The sequence below is a fragment of the Pseudoalteromonas translucida KMM 520 genome (assembly GCF_001465295.1).
Lineage (GTDB): Bacteria > Pseudomonadota > Gammaproteobacteria > Enterobacterales > Alteromonadaceae > Pseudoalteromonas > Pseudoalteromonas translucida.
Genome location: NZ_CP011034.1, coordinates 530,291 through 547,776, shown reverse-complemented (window position 1 = coordinate 547,776; position 17,486 = coordinate 530,291). Strand labels below are relative to the sequence as shown.

The window sequence follows — 17,486 nt, the reverse complement described above, 5'->3', positions numbered from 1 at the left end:
AGCGCATTTCGATATATCATATTAGCATCATACGTCGAGCTAAAGCATTTTTTAGCTAAGTCGACATTTAAACTAAGGTTATAGGCCTCCTGTGGCAAAACAAAAAAAATTAAGTAAAGGCCAGTCTCGTCAGATCAAGGCTAATCATCAAAAGCGTATAAGCAGTGCTGATGCAAGGCCTGCTAAAAAAGGTGCGCAAGAATGGCAAACCGATAATTTAGGCCAAGTAGAAAGCGCTATTGTGATCAGTCGTTTTGGTCAACATGCCGATGTGGAAGTTGAAAGCGGCGAAGTACTACGCTGTAATATACGCCGTACTGTGTCTAATTTAGTGTGTGGGGATGAAGTACTGTTTCGCCGCGCTAAAGTAAGCGAAGGGGATTTAGCTGGTGTAATTGAAGCCACGCAAGAGCGTCGCTCACAACTTACTCGCCCTGATTTTTACGACGGTGTAAAAGTAATAGCCGCTAATATTGACCAAATATTAATGGTGTCAGCAGTACTACCCGAATTTACCCCAAGTATTATCGACCGTTATTTAATAGCCTGCGAAGATATGGGTATAGAGCCTATTTTAGTACTAAATAAAATAGATTTAATAGATGCGCAAGGTCTTAGTGAAATACAAAAAGTACTCGATGTATACCGCAAGCTCGACTACAAAGTTTTATTGGTTAGTAATATAAGTACCGATGGCATTGACGAATTAAAAGATGTACTCGTTGGAAAAAACAATATTTTTGTTGGTCAAAGTGGCGTAGGTAAATCTACTTTAGTTAATACCGTACTTCCAGATGCTGAAATTCTAACTAAAGAAGTTTCTGAAAACAGTGGTTTAGGCCAACATACCACCACGGTATCTCGCCTACATCATTTACCAAGCGGCGGTAACTTAATAGATTCACCAGGTATACGTGAATTTGGTTTATGGCACTTAGAAGTTGATCGTGTAACTTGGTGCTTTAAAGAATTTAGAGAATTTATAGGCGGGTGTCGATTTAGAGACTGTAAACATTTAAACGATCCGGGCTGTATAATTAAAGAAGCCGTAGCTGATGGCAAAATTTCGCAATTGCGCTTTGACAGCTACCACAGAATTTTAGAAACAATGGCCGATGGCCGTGCAGGCTCTCGCGCGCCTCGCGTATAATTTAGGAAACAACCAGTGAGTTTAGATAAATTTAAAATCGCAATGCAGTACGCAATGCCAAAACACTTTATTTCACGCGTAGTAGGAAAACTAGCCGCTGCTAAAGCGGGTGTGTTAACAACCACGTTAATTAAACTGTTTATTAAGCAATACAAAGTAGATATGAGTGAAGCTAAACACCCAGATCCTGCTCATTATGAAAGCTTTAACGAGTTTTTCACCCGTCCGTTAAAAGATGGCGCACGCCCAATAGTTGCAGACAGCGACATTATTATTCATCCAGTAGATGGCGCAATTAGCCAATTAGGCGATATTGTTGACGGCCAACTAATTCAAGCTAAAGGTCACGATTACAGCCTACAAGCACTACTTGGTGGTAATAAAGACGATACAACCCCATTTTTAGGCGGTAAGTTTGCAACTATTTATTTAGCGCCAAAAGACTACCACCGTATTCATATGCCAATTGATGGCACATTAAGTAAAATGATTTACGTACCAGGCGATTTATTTTCAGTAAATCCGCTGACTGCGCAAAACGTGCCTAACTTGTTTGCACGTAACGAACGTGTGGTTGCTATTTTTGAAACTGAAATAGGCCCACTTGCTATGGTACTGGTTGGCGCAACTATTGTTGCCAGCATTGAAACTATTTGGGCGGGTACAGTAACACCACCAGCTGGTAGCGATGTATTTAGCTGGAACTACCCAACCAAGGGCGAAAACGCTATTAGCCTTAAAAAAGGTGAAGAAATGGGCCGCTTTAAACTTGGCTCTACCGTGGTACTTGCCTGGGGCGACGACAAAGCAGATATTCTTGATGATCAACTTCCTGAAACAGTAACCCGTTTAGGCACCCCGTTTGCCAAAATTGATGATTAAGATATAGATATAAGGTAAAACCCCGCGTTTATGGTAATAAACGCGGGGTTTTTATTTTTCAGTGAGTTTGTGAATTCAGTATGCGCGGTGGAAAATCACTCGCCTATAGCTAACTTAAACACCGAGTTTGACTGATATCTGCCTGATACCTAACACCTGAAACCCTGGTTTTACCTACATTCCTTACAGTCGATATCTTTCACCACTTTAAATTGTTGCTGCTGCAAAGTGAGTGCATTAATACTCATAAACACACAATCGCTAGAATGACCTAATAACATATTGAGTGTCAGCTGCGCCTGCATTGAGCCGATAATACCTAACAGCGGACTAATTACTCCGGCGTTATCACAATTAATAAGCGGCGCAATATCGCTTTGTGGAAAAATACAGCCATAACATGGGCTATTAGCATTTCTTAAGTCTAAGCTAATCAGCTGCCCTTTTGTTGCCAGTGCCGCACCCGAAATTAACGGGGTTTTATGCTGTACACAAAAGCGATTAACACTGTAGCGAGTGGTAAAGTTATCACTGCAATCCAACACAATATCCGCATTATTGAGTAGTGCTGCGCTATTATCTTGAGTCAGTTTTTCAGCGTGAGTAATTACAGTAATTTGGTTATTAAGACTTGCGAGCACTTTACCTGCCGCAACCACCTTTTTTTGCCCTAAGTGATTCACTTTATACAGCACCTGACGCTGTAAGTTCGAAAGCTCAACCGCATCATCATCAATTAAAATGAGCTTACCAATACCCGCAGCGGCTAAATACAGCAATGCGGGGCTGCCTAAACCGCCCGCACCTACTACTGCAACACTTGCCGACTTAAGCTTTAACTGCCCTGCAAGTCCCACTTCTTTAAGCAATATATGGCGACTATAGCGCAGCATTTCTTTATCGCTAAGTTCATTCATTTGGCTATTAACCTGGCCCATTTAATTTATTGCCGCTTGCAACGCACTTATTGCCTGCACATAATCATCAGCTTCGCTAATTGCACGTACCACAGCCACACTACCAACGCCTGTTTTGGCAACTTGGCTGGCACGCTTTAAATCTATACCGCCAATTGCCACTGTTGGGTAGCTTTGCATTAAGGGGACAAATTTAAATAACTTTTCTAGTCCCTGTATTTGCCCTGTCATATCTTTGGTAGTGGTAGGATAAATAGCGCCAAAGGCCAAATAACTTGGGCGGTAATTATGTGCGCGGAGCATTTCATAGAAGCCATGAGTAGAAAGCCCCAGCCTAAGCCCTGCATTTTTAATCGCCGCTAAATTAGTGTTTTCTAGATCTTGTTGGCCTAAATGCACACCATATGCACCATGCTTAATTGCAAGTTGCCAATAGTCGTTTATAAATACCTGCGCATTATATTGCTCCCCCAGTGCCACCGCTTTTGCCACTAATTCGTCAAGTTGTGCATCGTCTTTATTTTTAACTCGTAACTGCACAGTTTTAACGCCTTGTTGTAAGCACTTTTCTAGCCAGTCAACACTATCAACCACTGCGTATAAACCTAATGATTTACTTTCGCAGGGTGCAAAATCTGCAGCCATATTAAAATCAAGCGGAACGTCAAAATCGAGTTCATCGCCTAACCAACTGCCCGCTTCTATTACTTGTGGGTAATCAGCTAAGTTGGTTGGAAATGAGGTTTGTGCTACTGGGCCAATTCCTTCTCCGTAGCGCACCGCTACTTTCAATCCTTGATTAATATAAGCTTTAGCTAAAATAAACGCATCTTTTAACGGGTAGTCTTTTGCTAAGCAAGCAGCAATAACCGAGGCCATACTACAGCCTGTACCATGACTATGTGGCGTTTGAATTTTTTCATTTCCCAACCAATATTCTTCGCCTTTTTGAGTGAAATTATTTATGCAGTAATCTATACAGTAGCCGCTTGGATAATCCCAATGCCCGCCTTTTATAACCACGGCTTTTGCGCCCCAGCTTAATAACTTATTGGCGGCTTCTTTTATTGCCGCAGGACCAATTAAGTACACGCCAGTTAATAACTGGGTTTCGTGCGTATTTGGGGTTATTACATCCACCAGCGGCAATAAGCATTCTTTAATAGCACTTACTGTGTCTTCCTCTGTTAATAAATCGCCGCTAGTAGCAATAGCTACTGGGTCGTAAACAATAACAGGGGGCACTGGCCATTTAGCTTTGTAATGGCTTATATGTTCACTGATCAATTGAATTTGCTGCACATTTGCCAGCATGCCTATTTTAATTACTTTGGCTTTCATGTCTTTTTCGAGCGCTAAAAGCTGCGATTCAATAATATCGGTAGATACGGCATTAATTGCCTCAACACCTAAACTATTTTGCGCAGTCAGTGCTGTAATAGCAGTGCATCCATGCACACCAAAACTTTGCATTGCTTTTATATCGGCTTGAATACCTGCGCCACCGCCCGAGTCTGAGCCGGCAATTGTCCATACTACGTTATTCATATTCGTCTCACTTATTCTTGATGCCAAAATGGCATACCCATAGTCGGGGTTGAAGGGGCTGCTACGTCTTTTTCAGGCATTGCTTTGGCTTTATATGCAAAACGTCCAGCCTCTACCGCGGCTTTAAATGCTCGGCTCATGGTTATAGGGCAACCCGCACCAGCAATTGCCGAATTTAATAATACTGCATCATACCCTAGTTCAAGTGCTTGGCAGGCATGCGAGGGCAAACCTAAACCAGCATCCACTATTAACGTCGCCTCAGGTAAGCGCTCTCTGATTGTTTTTAAATTATAACTGTTTAACAAGCCTTTACCTGTACCAATGGGTGCACCCCATGGCATTAATACTTCACAGCCTAAAGCATTTAAACGCTGGCACAGCACTAAATCGTCTGTGCAATATGGCAGTACTTTAAAACCATCATCAATCAGTATTTTAGTTGCTTCTAGCAGTGCAAACGGATCGGGCTGCAAGTTATAATCGTCCCCTATCAGTTCAAGCTTAATCCAATCGGTAGCAAACACTTCACGGCACATTTTAGCAAGCGTAATGGCCTCTTTAACACTATGACACCCTGCTGTATTAGGTAGTATTTTAAGTCCTGTGTTTTTTATTAACTGCCAAAAATCATCACCCGCAGCCGCACTTTGCTGACGCCTAAGCGACACCGTGACTATTTCAGCGCCCGATGCAACAATCGATTCATTCATCACTGCTGGCGACGGGTAAAGCGCCGATCCTATTAGTAATCGGCTTTTTATTTGCTCACCATAAATAGTTAAATAGTCATTGTTTGACATAGCTATTATCCGCCCTGAATCGGCGAGAGCAGCTCAATACTATCACCCTCAGCTAATTGATAATCGCTATGCTGACTTTGCGGTATAAACTCACCATTAATCGCCACCGCAAATGGTGCAACACCACCAAAATCCTGCAAACAGTTAATGAGCTTATTACTGCTAATAGCTATTAACTCACCATTAATTGTTATGTTCATTTAATTTTCACTCTATGCATAAAAGGGCATTTGCCACTAAACTTGGCGCCAACATGTAACCATGGCGATATAAGCCATTAATACTAATGACTCGCCCAACGTGTGTTACTTGTGGGCGGTTATCGCTAAATGCCGGGCGCAACCCTGTTTGAATATTTAATAGCCGCGCTTCGGCAAAACCGCTGTGCACTGTATAAGCTGCCGAAAGTAACTCTAAAGCAGAGCGCACTGTGGCTGGGCCTGTATCTTGCGACTCTATTTCAGTCGCGCCAATTACGTATTCATTATTGGGTTTAGGCGCTATATAAATGGGGTAACGCGGATGCATTAAGCGCACGGGCCGCGTTAAACTCACCTCTGGCGCGTATAATCTAGCTACTTCTCCACGTACGCCCCGCAGAGGCTTATCATCTTTTGCGCCAAGCCCTCGGCAATCAATAATATAATCAAACTCTCGGTTATTAATTTTATTATCGTTAATCGTTATCCGTTGATTAAATACAAACTTTACTTTGCGCTTATTAAGTTGTGTAAAGCTGGCTTGATAAAATGCCTGATTATCTATTTGCCCGTCGCAGGGTAAAAATAATCCCTGACTAAAACGATTAGCAAGCTCAGGCTCTAACATTTCAATTTGCTGGGAGTTCACCGACTCCCCGGTATAATTAGCTAACGGCTTTAGTCGCTGAGCAAAGCTTTTTAAATCGCCTTTATCTTGCTGATGCGCGACGACTAATGTGCCCTGCTGCTGAAAAAAAACCTCGCTATCAAGCTCATCAATAATCCCAGGCCAACGCTTTATAGAATCAAGTCCCATTAAAGCTAAATCAGCCTCGCACAATACCGACTCAGCAAGAGGAGCAAGCATAGCCGCAGCCACCTTGCCCGCACTGTTTTGGGTATGTTCATTATCAGCCTCAAATACAGTAACTCGGTGTTGCTTACTCAACTCAAGCGCCGCCAACCTACCGGCTAAACCAAACCCCACCACTGCAATATTGTAAAACATAAAAGTTCCTTTTAGCTGCGAGCCCTTACTACGAGCAGCAAGGTATTAAGCTCCCCCTCGCTGCTCGCTGCTCGCTGCTCGCTGCCCAATACCTTAAGCTGATTTATATCGCTTTATGATATATTTCTGATCCGGTTTTTTTAAACTCGTCCGATTTAGCTTTCATTTGTGCTTCTACATCAATCATTTTTATTGTAATCGTATCTGCAGCATTAGCAGGGTCAATGCCACGCGCTTCTAAATCTTTTGCATATTCGCGTACTTCTTGACTGATTTTCATTGAGCAAAACTTAGGGCCACACATAGAGCAAAAATGCGCTACTTTACCCGACTCTTGCGGGAGTGTTTCATCGTGATATTCGCGGGCACGTTCTGGGTCTAAACCAATATTAAATTGGTCATGCCATCTAAACTCAAAGCGCGCTTTTGACAGCGCATTATCACGCTCTTGCGCACCGGGATGGCCTTTAGCTAAATCGGCGGCATGGGCGGCAATTTTATAAGTAATTAAACCTTCTTTTACGTCTTCCTTATTTGGCAAACCTAAATGCTCTTTAGGTGTTACGTAACACAGCATTGCACAGCCATACCACGCTATTTGAGCCGCACCAATACCCGAGGTAATATGATCATACCCAGGTGCTATATCGGTAGTTAACGGGCCTAAAGTATAAAATGGTGCTTCGTCGCAATGTTTAAGCTGCTCATCCATATTGGCCTTAATCATGTGCATTGGCACATGCCCTGGGCCTTCTATAAATACTTGTACATCGTGTTTCCAGGCTAACTTTGTCAGCTCACCTAGAGTGCGTAGCTCGCTAAATTGAGCTTCGTCGTTGGCATCAGCAATCGAGCCTGGGCGCAGGCCATCGCCAAGCGAAAAACAAATATCGTATTGTTTTAAAATTTCGCAAATGTCTTCAAAGTGGGTATATAAAAAGTTTTCTTTATGATGCGCTAAACACCACTTTGCCATAATAGAGCCACCGCGCGATACAATACCGGTTACTCGTTTTGCGGTCATTGGTACGTAACGCAGTAGCACACCGGCATGAATAGTAAAATAATCGACGCCTTGTTCGGCTTGCTCTATTAACGTATCGCGAAAAATCTCCCAGGTTAAGTCCTCCGCTACACCGTTTACTTTTTCCAGCGCTTGATAAATAGGAACTGTGCCAATAGGTACAGGCGAGTTACGTACTACCCATTCGCGAGTTTCATGAATATAACGCCCGGTTGATAAATCCATAACGGTATCGGCCCCCCAGCGGGTAGACCACACCATTTTTTCTACTTCTTCTTCAATCGATGAGCTTACCGATGAATTACCAATATTAGCGTTTACTTTTACCAGAAAGTTACGCCCTACAATCATAGGTTCGGTTTCGGGGTGGTTAATATTGTTGGGTAATATAGCGCGGCCACGCGCAATTTCGTCGCGTACAAATTCAGGCGTAATAAAATCAGGAATACTGGCCCCAAACGACTCGCCTTTATGCTGCGCGGCTAATAATTCAGCATGAATTTTTTTGCGGCCCATGTTTTCGCGTATCGCTACGTATTCCATTTCAGGGGTAATAATGCCTTGGCGAGCGTAATGCATTTGCGTGACATTTTTACCCGCTTTACCCCGGCGTATCTTTGGTAAATGTTCAAAACGAAGATGATCAAGTCCTTCATCAGCCATACGTTGTTGCGTAAAGCGTGAAGTAACTGATTCAAGTAATTCGGTATCACCGCGACTTTCAATCCATTGTTCACGAAACTTTGCTAAGCCTTGGCGTACATCAAGCTCAAAGTTTGGATCGGTATACGGGCCTGATGTGTCGTAAACACGTAGCGGCTCGTTTGGCTCATACACTGGGTTTTCATCACTGCCGCCAATATAAGTATCGCTCAGAGTTATTTCACGCATTCCTACACGGATGTTGTTTTGCGTACCCTCAACATACACTTTGTGCGAATTAGGAAACGGTTGTCCCGTTAAGTTATAAATATATTCAGATGCAGCGGCTCGCGTTTCACGACGCGATGATTTTTTTGCAGTATTCGACATGACTTACCTCATAGCTTATGGGTTGTCTTGTGCGAAGAATTGAGAAGGCAAAATGCCTCATTGGATCGTAGATTGGTTAAGCAGTTAACTGTCACAGCCAATCTTGGCAGCCAACAGAACTTAATACCGGATGGTATAACTTGTGCGCATAAAAAAAGACGCACAAGCGTCCTATTTTAGGCAGCTTGTTCCCTACGCAGGTATTAGCCCGATCAGGTTCACGGATCCCGCTTTCGCGATCTCAGCCTTAACTAATTATTTAGTTAGGCACTCCGACAAGTATTAATACCAATTATTAAATATACCTTTGCCACTTATAACTGCAGCTGCAATGCTAAGTTGCTTGGGTATCAAATTGGTATTTGTAATTTATTAATTTGCGAATAATATCTAGCAAATCAGCGTTGAGTGTACGCCAGTTAAAAATCGCCTGCAAGAGGGCGTTTTTTATTTAGCAATAAATACAAATGTTTTCTCGCCCTGCATCACCAATTGTTGATCTTGCATTTTAAGCTGCGCACCTTGTTGCAGTGCTTGTAGTAACTGCTGCTCAAACTTATCAAGTTGTTGGCCACACGACTTACGGGTCATACCTATTTTGTTAACTGTTAAGCTGCTATCGTCCAGCTCACCTTCGCCAAAAAATTTATTGCAGCCAGCAAAACCATTGACTTGCAGTGCTTCAATAAAACCCACCGACGCATTAAACGAAGGCGGAATAGCTAAGCCGTCAATACGTGATAACTGCCATTGAGTATGTTTAAGCTGCTCTGAGGTAACCGTTTGCGTTGATGCACAACCAACACATAAACCGATTATAAGCATGGGTATTGCTGCTAATTTCATATTATTACTAATTATTTGTCTAATTATTGTAATAATAACAATTTTCAACAAGTTAATCCGTTAAAAATACATGTTTAAAGTGTAAATTTTATTCTGATATCGTTTGATAATCATGCGATTTTTTATGCAGAATCCGTTTTAAATAAATTATCTATTTGCGCTGGTAAAAATGGCCGACCTTTTTCATTTAAAGCTGTGCCGATTACCAATGCATTAAGCATTATTTTCTCATCCTGTTTACGGATCAGGGTTTGCTTAAAAGCGAATTTAAGTCGGCTAATACGTTGTGGCTCTACGGCTACATAAAATTCATCGCCCGGTAATAATGACTGTTTATAATCCATTTCACTGCGCATCACGACCAAGTTAATTTTATCTTTGGCAAGCTGAGCAAAATCAACCCCATGTGCATGCAAAAATTCATGGCGCGCATGCTCTAAGTAATTAAAATACACACTATTATTTACAATGCCTTGTAGGTCGCATTCGTAGTCTCGCACTTTAAAGTCTACTGTAAAGGTCATATTCGTAATCCAAATTATTTAACGTATAATTGCCGCGTTTATAGCACATGTACTGAAATAATTGCTACCATGCAAGTCCCTAAAATGGAGTTAAGTAACCTAATGAACTTACGTTTGTCTTTAATTACCGCCGCATTATTACCACTGTTTGGTGCATCAGTTACCGCCAACGCTGACGATACAGATCTAGAACGCATTGTTGTTACTGGTGATTTTCAACGAGAAAGCATTCAAACCTTAAGTGCTAGCGCCAGCTTATTTAGCGAAGATGAAGTTAATTTACGAGGTGCAACCTACCTAGACGAAATGCTTGGTAGTACTGCCAATATTAATTTTGCTTCTGGGGCTTCTCGCGGTCGTTATATTCAAATTCGTGGCGTAGGACTGCGTTCACAGTTTGTTGATCCTATTAATCCTTCGGTTGGTTTAGTTATTGATGGCATTAACTACTCAGGCCTTGGTGGCAGTGCATTATTATTTGATATTGACCAAGTAGAAATTTACCGTGGCCCACAAGGTACACGCTTTGGTGCCGACGGTATGGCCGGTATGATCCAAATGCAATCGGCGCAAGCAACAAGTGATCCTAGCTTAAAACTACAAGTCGGTGCAGGCACTTACAACAGCCGCGAAGCTGGTCTTGCTGCAAGTACAGGTTTAACCGACGATACCAGCGCTCGTGTTAGCTACTTTCGTAGAAAATCAGATGGCTATGTAGATAACCTATACCTAAATAAGCCAACTCAAGGGCAAGACGAGCAAGTAGCTCGCTTTAAATTAAACAGCCAAGTGACTGCCAATTTACGCACAGAATTAAATCTACACTATATTGATATTAACAACGGTTACGATACCTTCGCACTTGATAACGGCCGTAACAGTGTTGCCGATGAACCCGGTGAAGATAACCAATTAAGTTACGCTATTGGTCTAAATAACACGTATACGGGCTTTGATTTATTTGACGTAAACTTAAGCTTATCGGCAATCGACAGTGAATTATTTTATAGCTTTGATGAAGATTGGGTATGTAACGATCCGAGTAAACCACAGCTTTGCGCCGCTGGTTTGCACCCTGATGGTTACAGTTCGACCGATGTTTACAGCCGCGATCGCGATGATCAAGGGGTCGATTTACAATTTAAAAGTAAAACCGGCAACTGGGTTGCAGGTATTTACTATCAAAACCGTGACGTAGATTTAGAACGCCAATATACCTGGTTAGCTAGCCCATTTAACTCAACGTATGAAACCAATAACGTGGCAGTATACGGCCAATTAGCGACTCCTATTGGACCTAAAACCACCTTAATTACCGGCCTACGTGTTGAGCAATACCAAGGTGATTACGCCGATAATAACGGCTTTATTGAAGATACCGACGACATTATGATTGGCGGAAAAATAGCGCTTGAGTACCAAGTAATTGATCGCACCATGATCTACACCAGTATTACCCGTGGTTATAAAGCCGGCGGTATTAACTCGGAAGCGCTCGCTAAAGCCAAAGATGAAGGCTTAAATCTTGATGCGGAATTTTTTAAACAGCACACCAGTTTTGATCCAGAATACTTATGGAGCGGTGAGTTTGGTGTTAAGGGATCATCCCTTGATGACAAATTTATTCTGCGTTTAGCTGCGTTTTACATGCACCGCGACAACATTCAGTTAAAGTCATGGCAAGTACAAGATCAGAAGTTTACAGGTTATGTAGATAACGCGAGCTCTGGCAGTAACTATGGCCTTGAACTTGAAGGGAGCTACCAGCTAACCGACGATTTACTTATTAGCGGTAGCGCTGGTTATTTAAATACTAAAATAAACAAATTTGTAACTAAAGCGGGTTTAAACCAAGACGGTCGCGACCAAGCACAGTCACCTAAATATCAATACGCACTAAGTGCCCGTTACAACCTTACCAACGAGCTTTATGCCATGGTAGGCGTTGAAGGCAAAGACGATTATTACTTCTCAGATAGCCATAATGCACAAGCACCAAACAGTAATTTAGTGAATATAAGCTTAGGTTATGAAGCCGATAGCTGGGCTGTACGCGCTTGGGCACGTAACGTGTTTGACGAAACAGTGCCTACTCGCGGTTTTGAGTTTGGTAATAACCCACTTGATGGTTACGCTGATCACACCTACACCCAACTAGGTGAGCCACGTGTAGCTGGCGTTACCTTTACACTGAATTTATAAAGTAAAGCTGACAGCTTTTCGGTCTTAGTACTCAGTTAAAAAAACCGCGATTATTTTAATAAACGCGGTTTTTTTATATCCGGTAGTCGTAGAGCCTGCTCATGCGAGAGGTTAATTACTAACTAACAGCCCCCTGCATGTTAAGTTGCTTTAAGCCCTTGTCACATCAAACGCAATAACTTCTTTTATATTACTCTTTTGCGTGGCTAACATTACTAGCCTGTCTATGCCCAGCGCTACCCCTGCACAAGGCGCTAGTCCATGTTCAAGCGCAGCAATTAAATGTTTATCCATTGGTACTTGCTTTAAGCCATTTTGTTTACGGTATTCATTATCGTCATTAAAACGCTTAGCTTGCTCTGTCGCATTAGTTAGCTCGTTAAAGCCATTAGCTAATTCCATATTTTTATAATACAGCTCAAACCGCCCTGCTACGCGGTTATCATGCTCGCAAATTTGTGCCAGTGCCGCTTGCGATGCCGGAAAGTGATACACAAAACACGGCTTATGTTGGCCAATTGTTGGCTCTACTTTCATACAAAATAAAAGCTGCAGTAAGGTATCTTTATGCGTCTCATTTTTAGCTATATCAGCAAACCCTTGCTCGCAAGCAAGCTGTTGTAATTGCTCTAAACTAGCAGTGAGTGGATCAAGCCCAAGCACTTGTTCAAATGCGTGCTGGTAAGTTAACCGCTCACTCGGTGCAACATTTAAAATAAGCTGCATTAGCTCATCTATTTCAGCCATTAATGCAAATTCGTCAAACCCCGGTCTATACCATTCCAACATGGTAAATTCTGGATTATGATGGCTGCCTGCTTCTTCGTTTCTAAATGCTTTACACAACTGAAATATAGGCCCTGAGCCCGCTGCTAACAAGCGCTTCATTGCAAACTCTGGAGAGGTTTGTAAATATAGCTCAAGGCCGCTGGCGTGCCCTGGGCCTACAAATCGAGTGTTAAAACTCACTAAGTGTATATCGGTTACACTGGCTCCGCTTAAACTGGGGGTTTCTACTTCCATTACATTGCGAGCATAAAAGAACTCGCGAATACTGCGTAAAATAACAGCTCGCTGCTTAAGTGTTGCAATACTTGCACTGGGAGCCCAAAGATTTACTGACATATTTTCTCCAAAAAAAATCCCAGCTTTTAAGCTAGGATTTTATAAAGCGACGCTTAAAATTATTTAACGCGGCTTACGTATTCACCGTTACGGGTGTCTACTTTAATAACTTCGCCTATTTGTACAAATAGTGGAACACGTACCACAGCACCTGTACTTAATGTTGCAGGTTTACCGCCAGTTCCGGCTGTATCACCTTTAAGGCCCGGATCAGTTTCAGTGATCTCCAGCTCAACAAAGTTAGGTGGTGTTACTACAATCGGATTACCGTTCCATAATGTAATTGTACATACGTCATTTTCAACTAACCATTTACCCGCATCGCCTAACGCTTTTTCGTCAGCGGCAATTTGCTCAAATGTTTCGTTATTCATGAAATGCCAAAATTCGCCGTCTGTGTATAAATACGCTAAATCAGTATCCATTACATCAGCACCTTCAACAGATTCACCCGATTTAAAGGTTTTTTCAAGTACCTTACCTGAAATAAGTTTACGGATACGAACACGGTTAAACGCTTGGCCTTTACCAGGTTTCACCATTTCATTTTCTATGATACTACTAGGCTCGCCATCCATCATAATTTTTAGGCCGCCCTTGAACTCGTTGGTGCTATAATTCGCCATCGTTTCCTCTATTTATATTTTTTCGAGTAATCTACGTGCCAATGATACAAAGAAATGAAGCAAATTTGCATAAAAACTGGCAAAAAGAATTAGCAAATGTAGTTACCTGTCCAAAAGTGTTGCTAGAAATGGTCGGTTTATCGAGCCAAGTCCATGATAACGACATAAAAGCTCGTAGCTTGTTCCCAGTTCGTGTGCCAATACCATTTATAAAAAAAATGCGTAAAGGCGATGCAAACGATCCATTATTATTACAAGTGATGCCGCGCCATCAAGAATTTTTAACTAAAAGCGGTTTTAATAAAGATCCCCTGCTTGAACAGAGCAATCAACATCCGGGACTATTACACAAATATAAATCGCGTGTTTTAGTGATGTTTAAAACCGGTTGTGCAATAAATTGCCGTTACTGTTTTCGCAGACATTTTCCGTATCAAGAAAACCAACTTAATAAAAAAAGTCTACTCGATGCGCTTAGCTATATAAAATCCGACAATAATATAAATGAAGTGATTTTAAGTGGTGGCGATCCGCTCATGGCCAAAGACGATGCCATTAGTTGGTTTTTAGATGAGCTTGAGCAACTACCACAAATTAAACGCATGCGAATTCATACCCGTCTGCCGGTAGTTATTCCGGCGCGCATTACCGATGAATTATGCGAACGACTTGCAAGATCGCCATTAAAAATTGTGTTTGTTAATCATATAAACCATGCCAACGAAATAGACGACGACTTTAAAGCCGCAATGCAAAAACTTAAACAAGCGGGTGTAGTGCTATTTAATCAAGCGGTTATTTTAAAAGATGTGAACGATACAACTGCAGCACAAGTAAATTTAAGTGAAGCGTTATTTGATGCCGATGTATTACCCTATTATCTACATTTGCTAGATAAGGTAGAAGGGGCAAGCCACTTTGACATTAGTGAGGAGCAAGCAATAAAAATAATGGCAGAGCTGTTAGAAGCCCTACCTGGGTTTTTAGTACCTAAATTGGTCAGAGAGATTGGCGGTGAAAAAAGTAAAACGCCAATCGATCTCAAGTTAATTTAAAGCCGTATTTAAACGTAAATGTTTACGTTATTACCCAGTGTTGCAGTCGCCGACTTAGTCGGTGTTTGCGCGCTGGATGACTGCGCAGCACCCTCAATCAGTGCTAATGCAGCTGCGCCATCAGCTAGTTGCTGTTTTTTAGACAATGCAGCGCTCAACACCTCGCCGCCTTGGCTTGAGCTTGGCATTACCGGTAAATTTCCACCTGCTATATTCATAAAATTAATCCACCTTTAATCAGTGTTTATTGTGCAATTATTTAAAAGGACTTGAACAAGGCACAGTGCTAAAAACCTGACTTTTAAATATAATCCAAGTAACATATGCAGTATACGCATGCTACATAATAAATTATCGGCAACTCAATACAAAGCTTTAGGAAAACCATGGATTCTATTATTGAACAACTCAACGCTAACTTAAAAATTGTTTACCGACAGGCGCTTGATGCTGACAAAAAACTCGACGAGTTACAACAGCAAGGTCACGGAAAATTTAAAGCACTCTTTACAGCTGACTCAGGTTTTACCTTTGAAGCTAAACGCTTTAAGCCATATGTGCTTGATGTAGCAGCCGACGTAGAAAGCTTATCTAGTGACGGTTTTAATGAAGAAAAACTTAAAACCACCGTTATTAAGTTACAGCAATTACTTACTTTGTTGGCTACCTTTAAGTAACGTAAACTTTAGTTAAAAAGTTTATTATTCTACAAGCATTAAAAACGCCGCTATTTAGCGGCGTTTTTGTAAAGCTCAGTTAATCTAATTTCGGTAATATTTCCTCACCAAACCACTCTGTAAGTAAGCGTTTTTCGTAATTAAAAGGTCCATCTCGGCCCATTTTAATTTTATCCATAAAGCCCATATCTTTAAGCTTTACATCACTTGCTGCACTTATTACCTCACCTTTATCATTGGTAAGTGAATAATTAAGTTTGAGTTGCGGAAAATAAATAGGCTTAACCACCCTAATTTCATTAATACCGCCATAGCGTACATCGCCAGCTAAATCGACATCAGTAATCTCTAGGCTAAGTTTGTAGTCTTTTGGCAGTTGCTCTGCAAGTTTAGCAACATGCTCTTCAATGCTGCTCGCTATATGCTTATGGTACGAAGCTTTACCTTGATTGGATTCGCGTACATCACGATAGTCTTTAAAATCATGCCATTTAATAGCCGACTCACCCGCCTGGGCAAGTGCTGGTAGTGCAAAGCACATTAACATTGCGATTTTGTTTACTGAATTCATATCACTCTCCAAAAAGGTGCGCCAAATATTACATTATTGCAATTAGGGCATGCTCAGTATTAACACCTAAATAACTGAGTTCATTTTAACAGCTGTTTATTAACTATAACTTAATTTTGTGGCATAAGTGTTACTTAAAGCGTACAAAATGTAATCAAATATATAAATCTAGCTTTTTTAAAATAACAGCGTATTTAAAGCAGATAATGCATGTAAAATATCGCAATTTATGGTGCAATCAACATTATTGATAAAAGGTATCCACGGAGCATTCATGACTATTTTAGTAACCGGTGGCGCAGGCTATATTGGCTCGCACACTGTTTTAGAACTTTTACAACAAAACAGTAATGTTGTTGTTATTGATAATTTAAGCAATTCATCATCAGAGTCACTTACACGCGTTAAAAAAATTACCGGTAAAGAAGTAACTTTTTACCAAGGTGATATTCTCGATAAAGCATTTTTAGACTCAGTATTTGCTAAGCATACTATTGATAGCGTAATTCACTTTGCTGGCTTAAAAGCGGTAGGTGAATCGGTTGTAAAACCAATTGAGTATTATCAAAATAACGTACAAGGTACATTAACACTAGTTGATGCGATGCGCGATGCGGGTGTATTTAAGTTAGTATTTAGCTCATCAGCAACCGTTTATGGCGACCCAGCAAGCCTACCTATTAAAGAAGACTTCCCTGTTGGTGGCACCACCAACCCTTATGGTACATCAAAGTTAATGGTTGAAATGATGTTGCAAGATATCGCAAAATCAGACGAGCGCTTTGCCTTTGCTATTTTGCGCTACTTTAACCCAGTAGGCGCGCATGAATCGGGGTTAATTGGTGAAGATCCAAACGGGATCCCTAATAATTTATTACCGTATATTTCACAAGTCGCTGTGGGCAAGCTCAAGCAACTAGCCGTATTTGGCGATGATTACGACACTGTAGATGGCACCGGCGTGCGCGACTACATTCACGTAGTCGACTTAGCTTTAGGGCATTTAAAAGCACTGAATAAAATTGCCACAAACACCGGCGCATTGGTTTATAACCTAGGTACAGGCAACGGTTATTCAGTACTGCAAATGGTGAACGCCTTTATTAAGGCCAGTGATCAAGCAGTACCATATCAAGTGTCACCACGTCGCCCTGGCGATATAGCCGCTTGTTACGCAGCTCCTGAAAAAGCCCTGAATGAATTAGGCTGGCAAGCGATGCGCGGTATAGATACTATGATGCAAGACACCTGGCGCTGGCAGTCAAATAACCCAAATGGGTATAAGTAAAAAACCA

18 protein-coding genes and 1 riboswitch are annotated in these 17,486 nt (G+C 41.5%); of the genes, 6 read left to right on the top strand and 12 right to left on the bottom strand.

Translation table 11 applies throughout. The features are described from left to right. Positions 1-91: 91 nt before the first annotated feature. Positions 92-1,150 (top strand): small ribosomal subunit biogenesis GTPase RsgA, encoded by a 1,059-nt coding sequence (gene rsgA, locus PTRA_RS02520; protein WP_011327196.1) that lies wholly within the window; start codon positions 92-94, stop codon positions 1,148-1,150. Between the two features lie 15 nt (positions 1,151-1,165). Continuing rightward, positions 1,166-2,032 (top strand): archaetidylserine decarboxylase, encoded by an 867-nt coding sequence (gene asd, locus PTRA_RS02515; RefSeq protein ID WP_041454339.1) that lies wholly within the window; start codon positions 1,166-1,168, stop codon positions 2,030-2,032. 170 nt (positions 2,033-2,202) lie between these two features. Here asd and PTRA_RS02510 read toward each other — a convergent pair whose 3' ends face one another. The 8 genes from PTRA_RS02510 to PTRA_RS02475 all read right to left on the bottom strand — a co-directional run bounded on the left by PTRA_RS02510 (position 2,203) and on the right by PTRA_RS02475 (position 9,935). After that, a complete protein-coding gene (locus PTRA_RS02510) occupies positions 2,203-2,949 on the bottom strand; it encodes a HesA/MoeB/ThiF family protein (RefSeq protein WP_099046596.1) in 747 nt (248 codons plus the stop codon). A gap of 21 nt (positions 2,950-2,970) precedes the next feature. Next, positions 2,971-4,497 carry a thiamine phosphate synthase gene (gene thiE / locus PTRA_RS02505; RefSeq protein ID WP_058372575.1) on the bottom strand — a complete coding sequence of 509 codons (1,527 nt, stop codon included), beginning with the start codon at positions 4,495-4,497 and terminating at the stop codon, positions 2,971-2,973. An 11-nt stretch (positions 4,498-4,508) separates the two neighbouring features. After that, positions 4,509-5,300: a thiazole synthase gene (locus PTRA_RS02500; RefSeq protein WP_058372574.1), complete on the bottom strand. Its 792-nt coding sequence runs from the start codon at positions 5,298-5,300 to the stop codon at positions 4,509-4,511. A 5-nt stretch (positions 5,301-5,305) separates the two neighbouring features. Continuing rightward, a complete protein-coding gene (gene thiS / locus PTRA_RS02495; RefSeq protein WP_058372573.1) occupies positions 5,306-5,500 on the bottom strand; it encodes a sulfur carrier protein ThiS in 195 nt (64 codons plus the stop codon). Positions 5,501-5,507: 7 nt separating this feature from the next. Continuing rightward, positions 5,508-6,509 (bottom strand): FAD-dependent oxidoreductase, encoded by a 1,002-nt coding sequence (locus tag PTRA_RS02490; protein ID WP_058372572.1) that lies wholly within the window; start codon positions 6,507-6,509, stop codon positions 5,508-5,510. Between the two features lie 103 nt (positions 6,510-6,612). Next, entirely contained in the window at positions 6,613-8,565 is a 1,953-nt protein-coding gene (gene thiC / locus PTRA_RS02485) for a phosphomethylpyrimidine synthase ThiC (RefSeq protein ID WP_058372571.1), read from the bottom strand. Between the two features lie 172 nt (positions 8,566-8,737). Next, positions 8,738-8,850: riboswitch (TPP riboswitch) on the bottom strand. A 162-nt stretch (positions 8,851-9,012) separates the two neighbouring features. Further along, the gene (locus PTRA_RS02480) at positions 9,013-9,411 is read right to left on the bottom strand and encodes an META domain-containing protein (protein ID WP_069188180.1); all 399 of its coding nucleotides are present in this window, start codon (positions 9,409-9,411) and stop codon (positions 9,013-9,015) included. A 122-nt stretch (positions 9,412-9,533) separates the two neighbouring features. Then, positions 9,534-9,935, bottom strand: coding sequence for an acyl-CoA thioesterase (locus PTRA_RS02475; RefSeq protein ID WP_058372570.1), 402 nt, complete (start codon positions 9,933-9,935; stop codon positions 9,534-9,536). A gap of 102 nt (positions 9,936-10,037) precedes the next feature. Between PTRA_RS02475 and PTRA_RS02470 the strand changes: the two genes are divergently transcribed. After that, complete coding sequence (locus PTRA_RS02470; protein ID WP_058374498.1) at positions 10,038-12,137, top strand: TonB-dependent receptor; 2,100 nt, start codon at positions 10,038-10,040, stop codon at positions 12,135-12,137. 150 nt (positions 12,138-12,287) lie between these two features. Here PTRA_RS02470 and epmA read toward each other — a convergent pair whose 3' ends face one another. Continuing rightward, positions 12,288-13,262 carry an elongation factor P--(R)-beta-lysine ligase gene (gene epmA / locus PTRA_RS02465; protein WP_058372569.1) on the bottom strand — a complete coding sequence of 325 codons (975 nt, stop codon included), beginning with the start codon at positions 13,260-13,262 and terminating at the stop codon, positions 12,288-12,290. 59 nt (positions 13,263-13,321) lie between these two features. After that, a complete protein-coding gene (efp, locus tag PTRA_RS02460; protein ID WP_011327184.1) occupies positions 13,322-13,888 on the bottom strand; it encodes an elongation factor P in 567 nt (188 codons plus the stop codon). 41 nt (positions 13,889-13,929) lie between these two features. Between efp and epmB the strand changes: the two genes are divergently transcribed. Further along, positions 13,930-14,943, top strand: a complete 1,014-nt coding sequence (gene epmB, locus PTRA_RS02455) for an EF-P beta-lysylation protein EpmB (RefSeq protein WP_058372568.1) — start codon at positions 13,930-13,932, stop codon at positions 14,941-14,943. Between the two features lie 8 nt (positions 14,944-14,951). Here epmB and PTRA_RS02450 read toward each other — a convergent pair whose 3' ends face one another. After that, positions 14,952-15,161: a hypothetical protein gene (locus PTRA_RS02450; protein ID WP_058372567.1), complete on the bottom strand. Its 210-nt coding sequence runs from the start codon at positions 15,159-15,161 to the stop codon at positions 14,952-14,954. Positions 15,162-15,329: 168 nt separating this feature from the next. Between PTRA_RS02450 and PTRA_RS02445 the strand changes: the two genes are divergently transcribed. Next, positions 15,330-15,620, top strand: coding sequence for a hypothetical protein (locus PTRA_RS02445; protein ID WP_011327181.1), 291 nt, complete (start codon positions 15,330-15,332; stop codon positions 15,618-15,620). A 79-nt stretch (positions 15,621-15,699) separates the two neighbouring features. Here PTRA_RS02445 and PTRA_RS02440 read toward each other — a convergent pair whose 3' ends face one another. After that, a complete protein-coding gene (locus PTRA_RS02440) occupies positions 15,700-16,191 on the bottom strand; it encodes a DUF3016 domain-containing protein (RefSeq protein ID WP_058372566.1) in 492 nt (163 codons plus the stop codon). A gap of 274 nt (positions 16,192-16,465) precedes the next feature. On the opposite strand from PTRA_RS02440, the gene galE reads away from it, so the two are divergent. Next, positions 16,466-17,479, top strand: coding sequence for a UDP-glucose 4-epimerase GalE (gene galE / locus PTRA_RS02435; protein WP_058372565.1), 1,014 nt, complete (start codon positions 16,466-16,468; stop codon positions 17,477-17,479). The last annotated feature ends 7 nt before the right edge of the window (positions 17,480-17,486 follow it).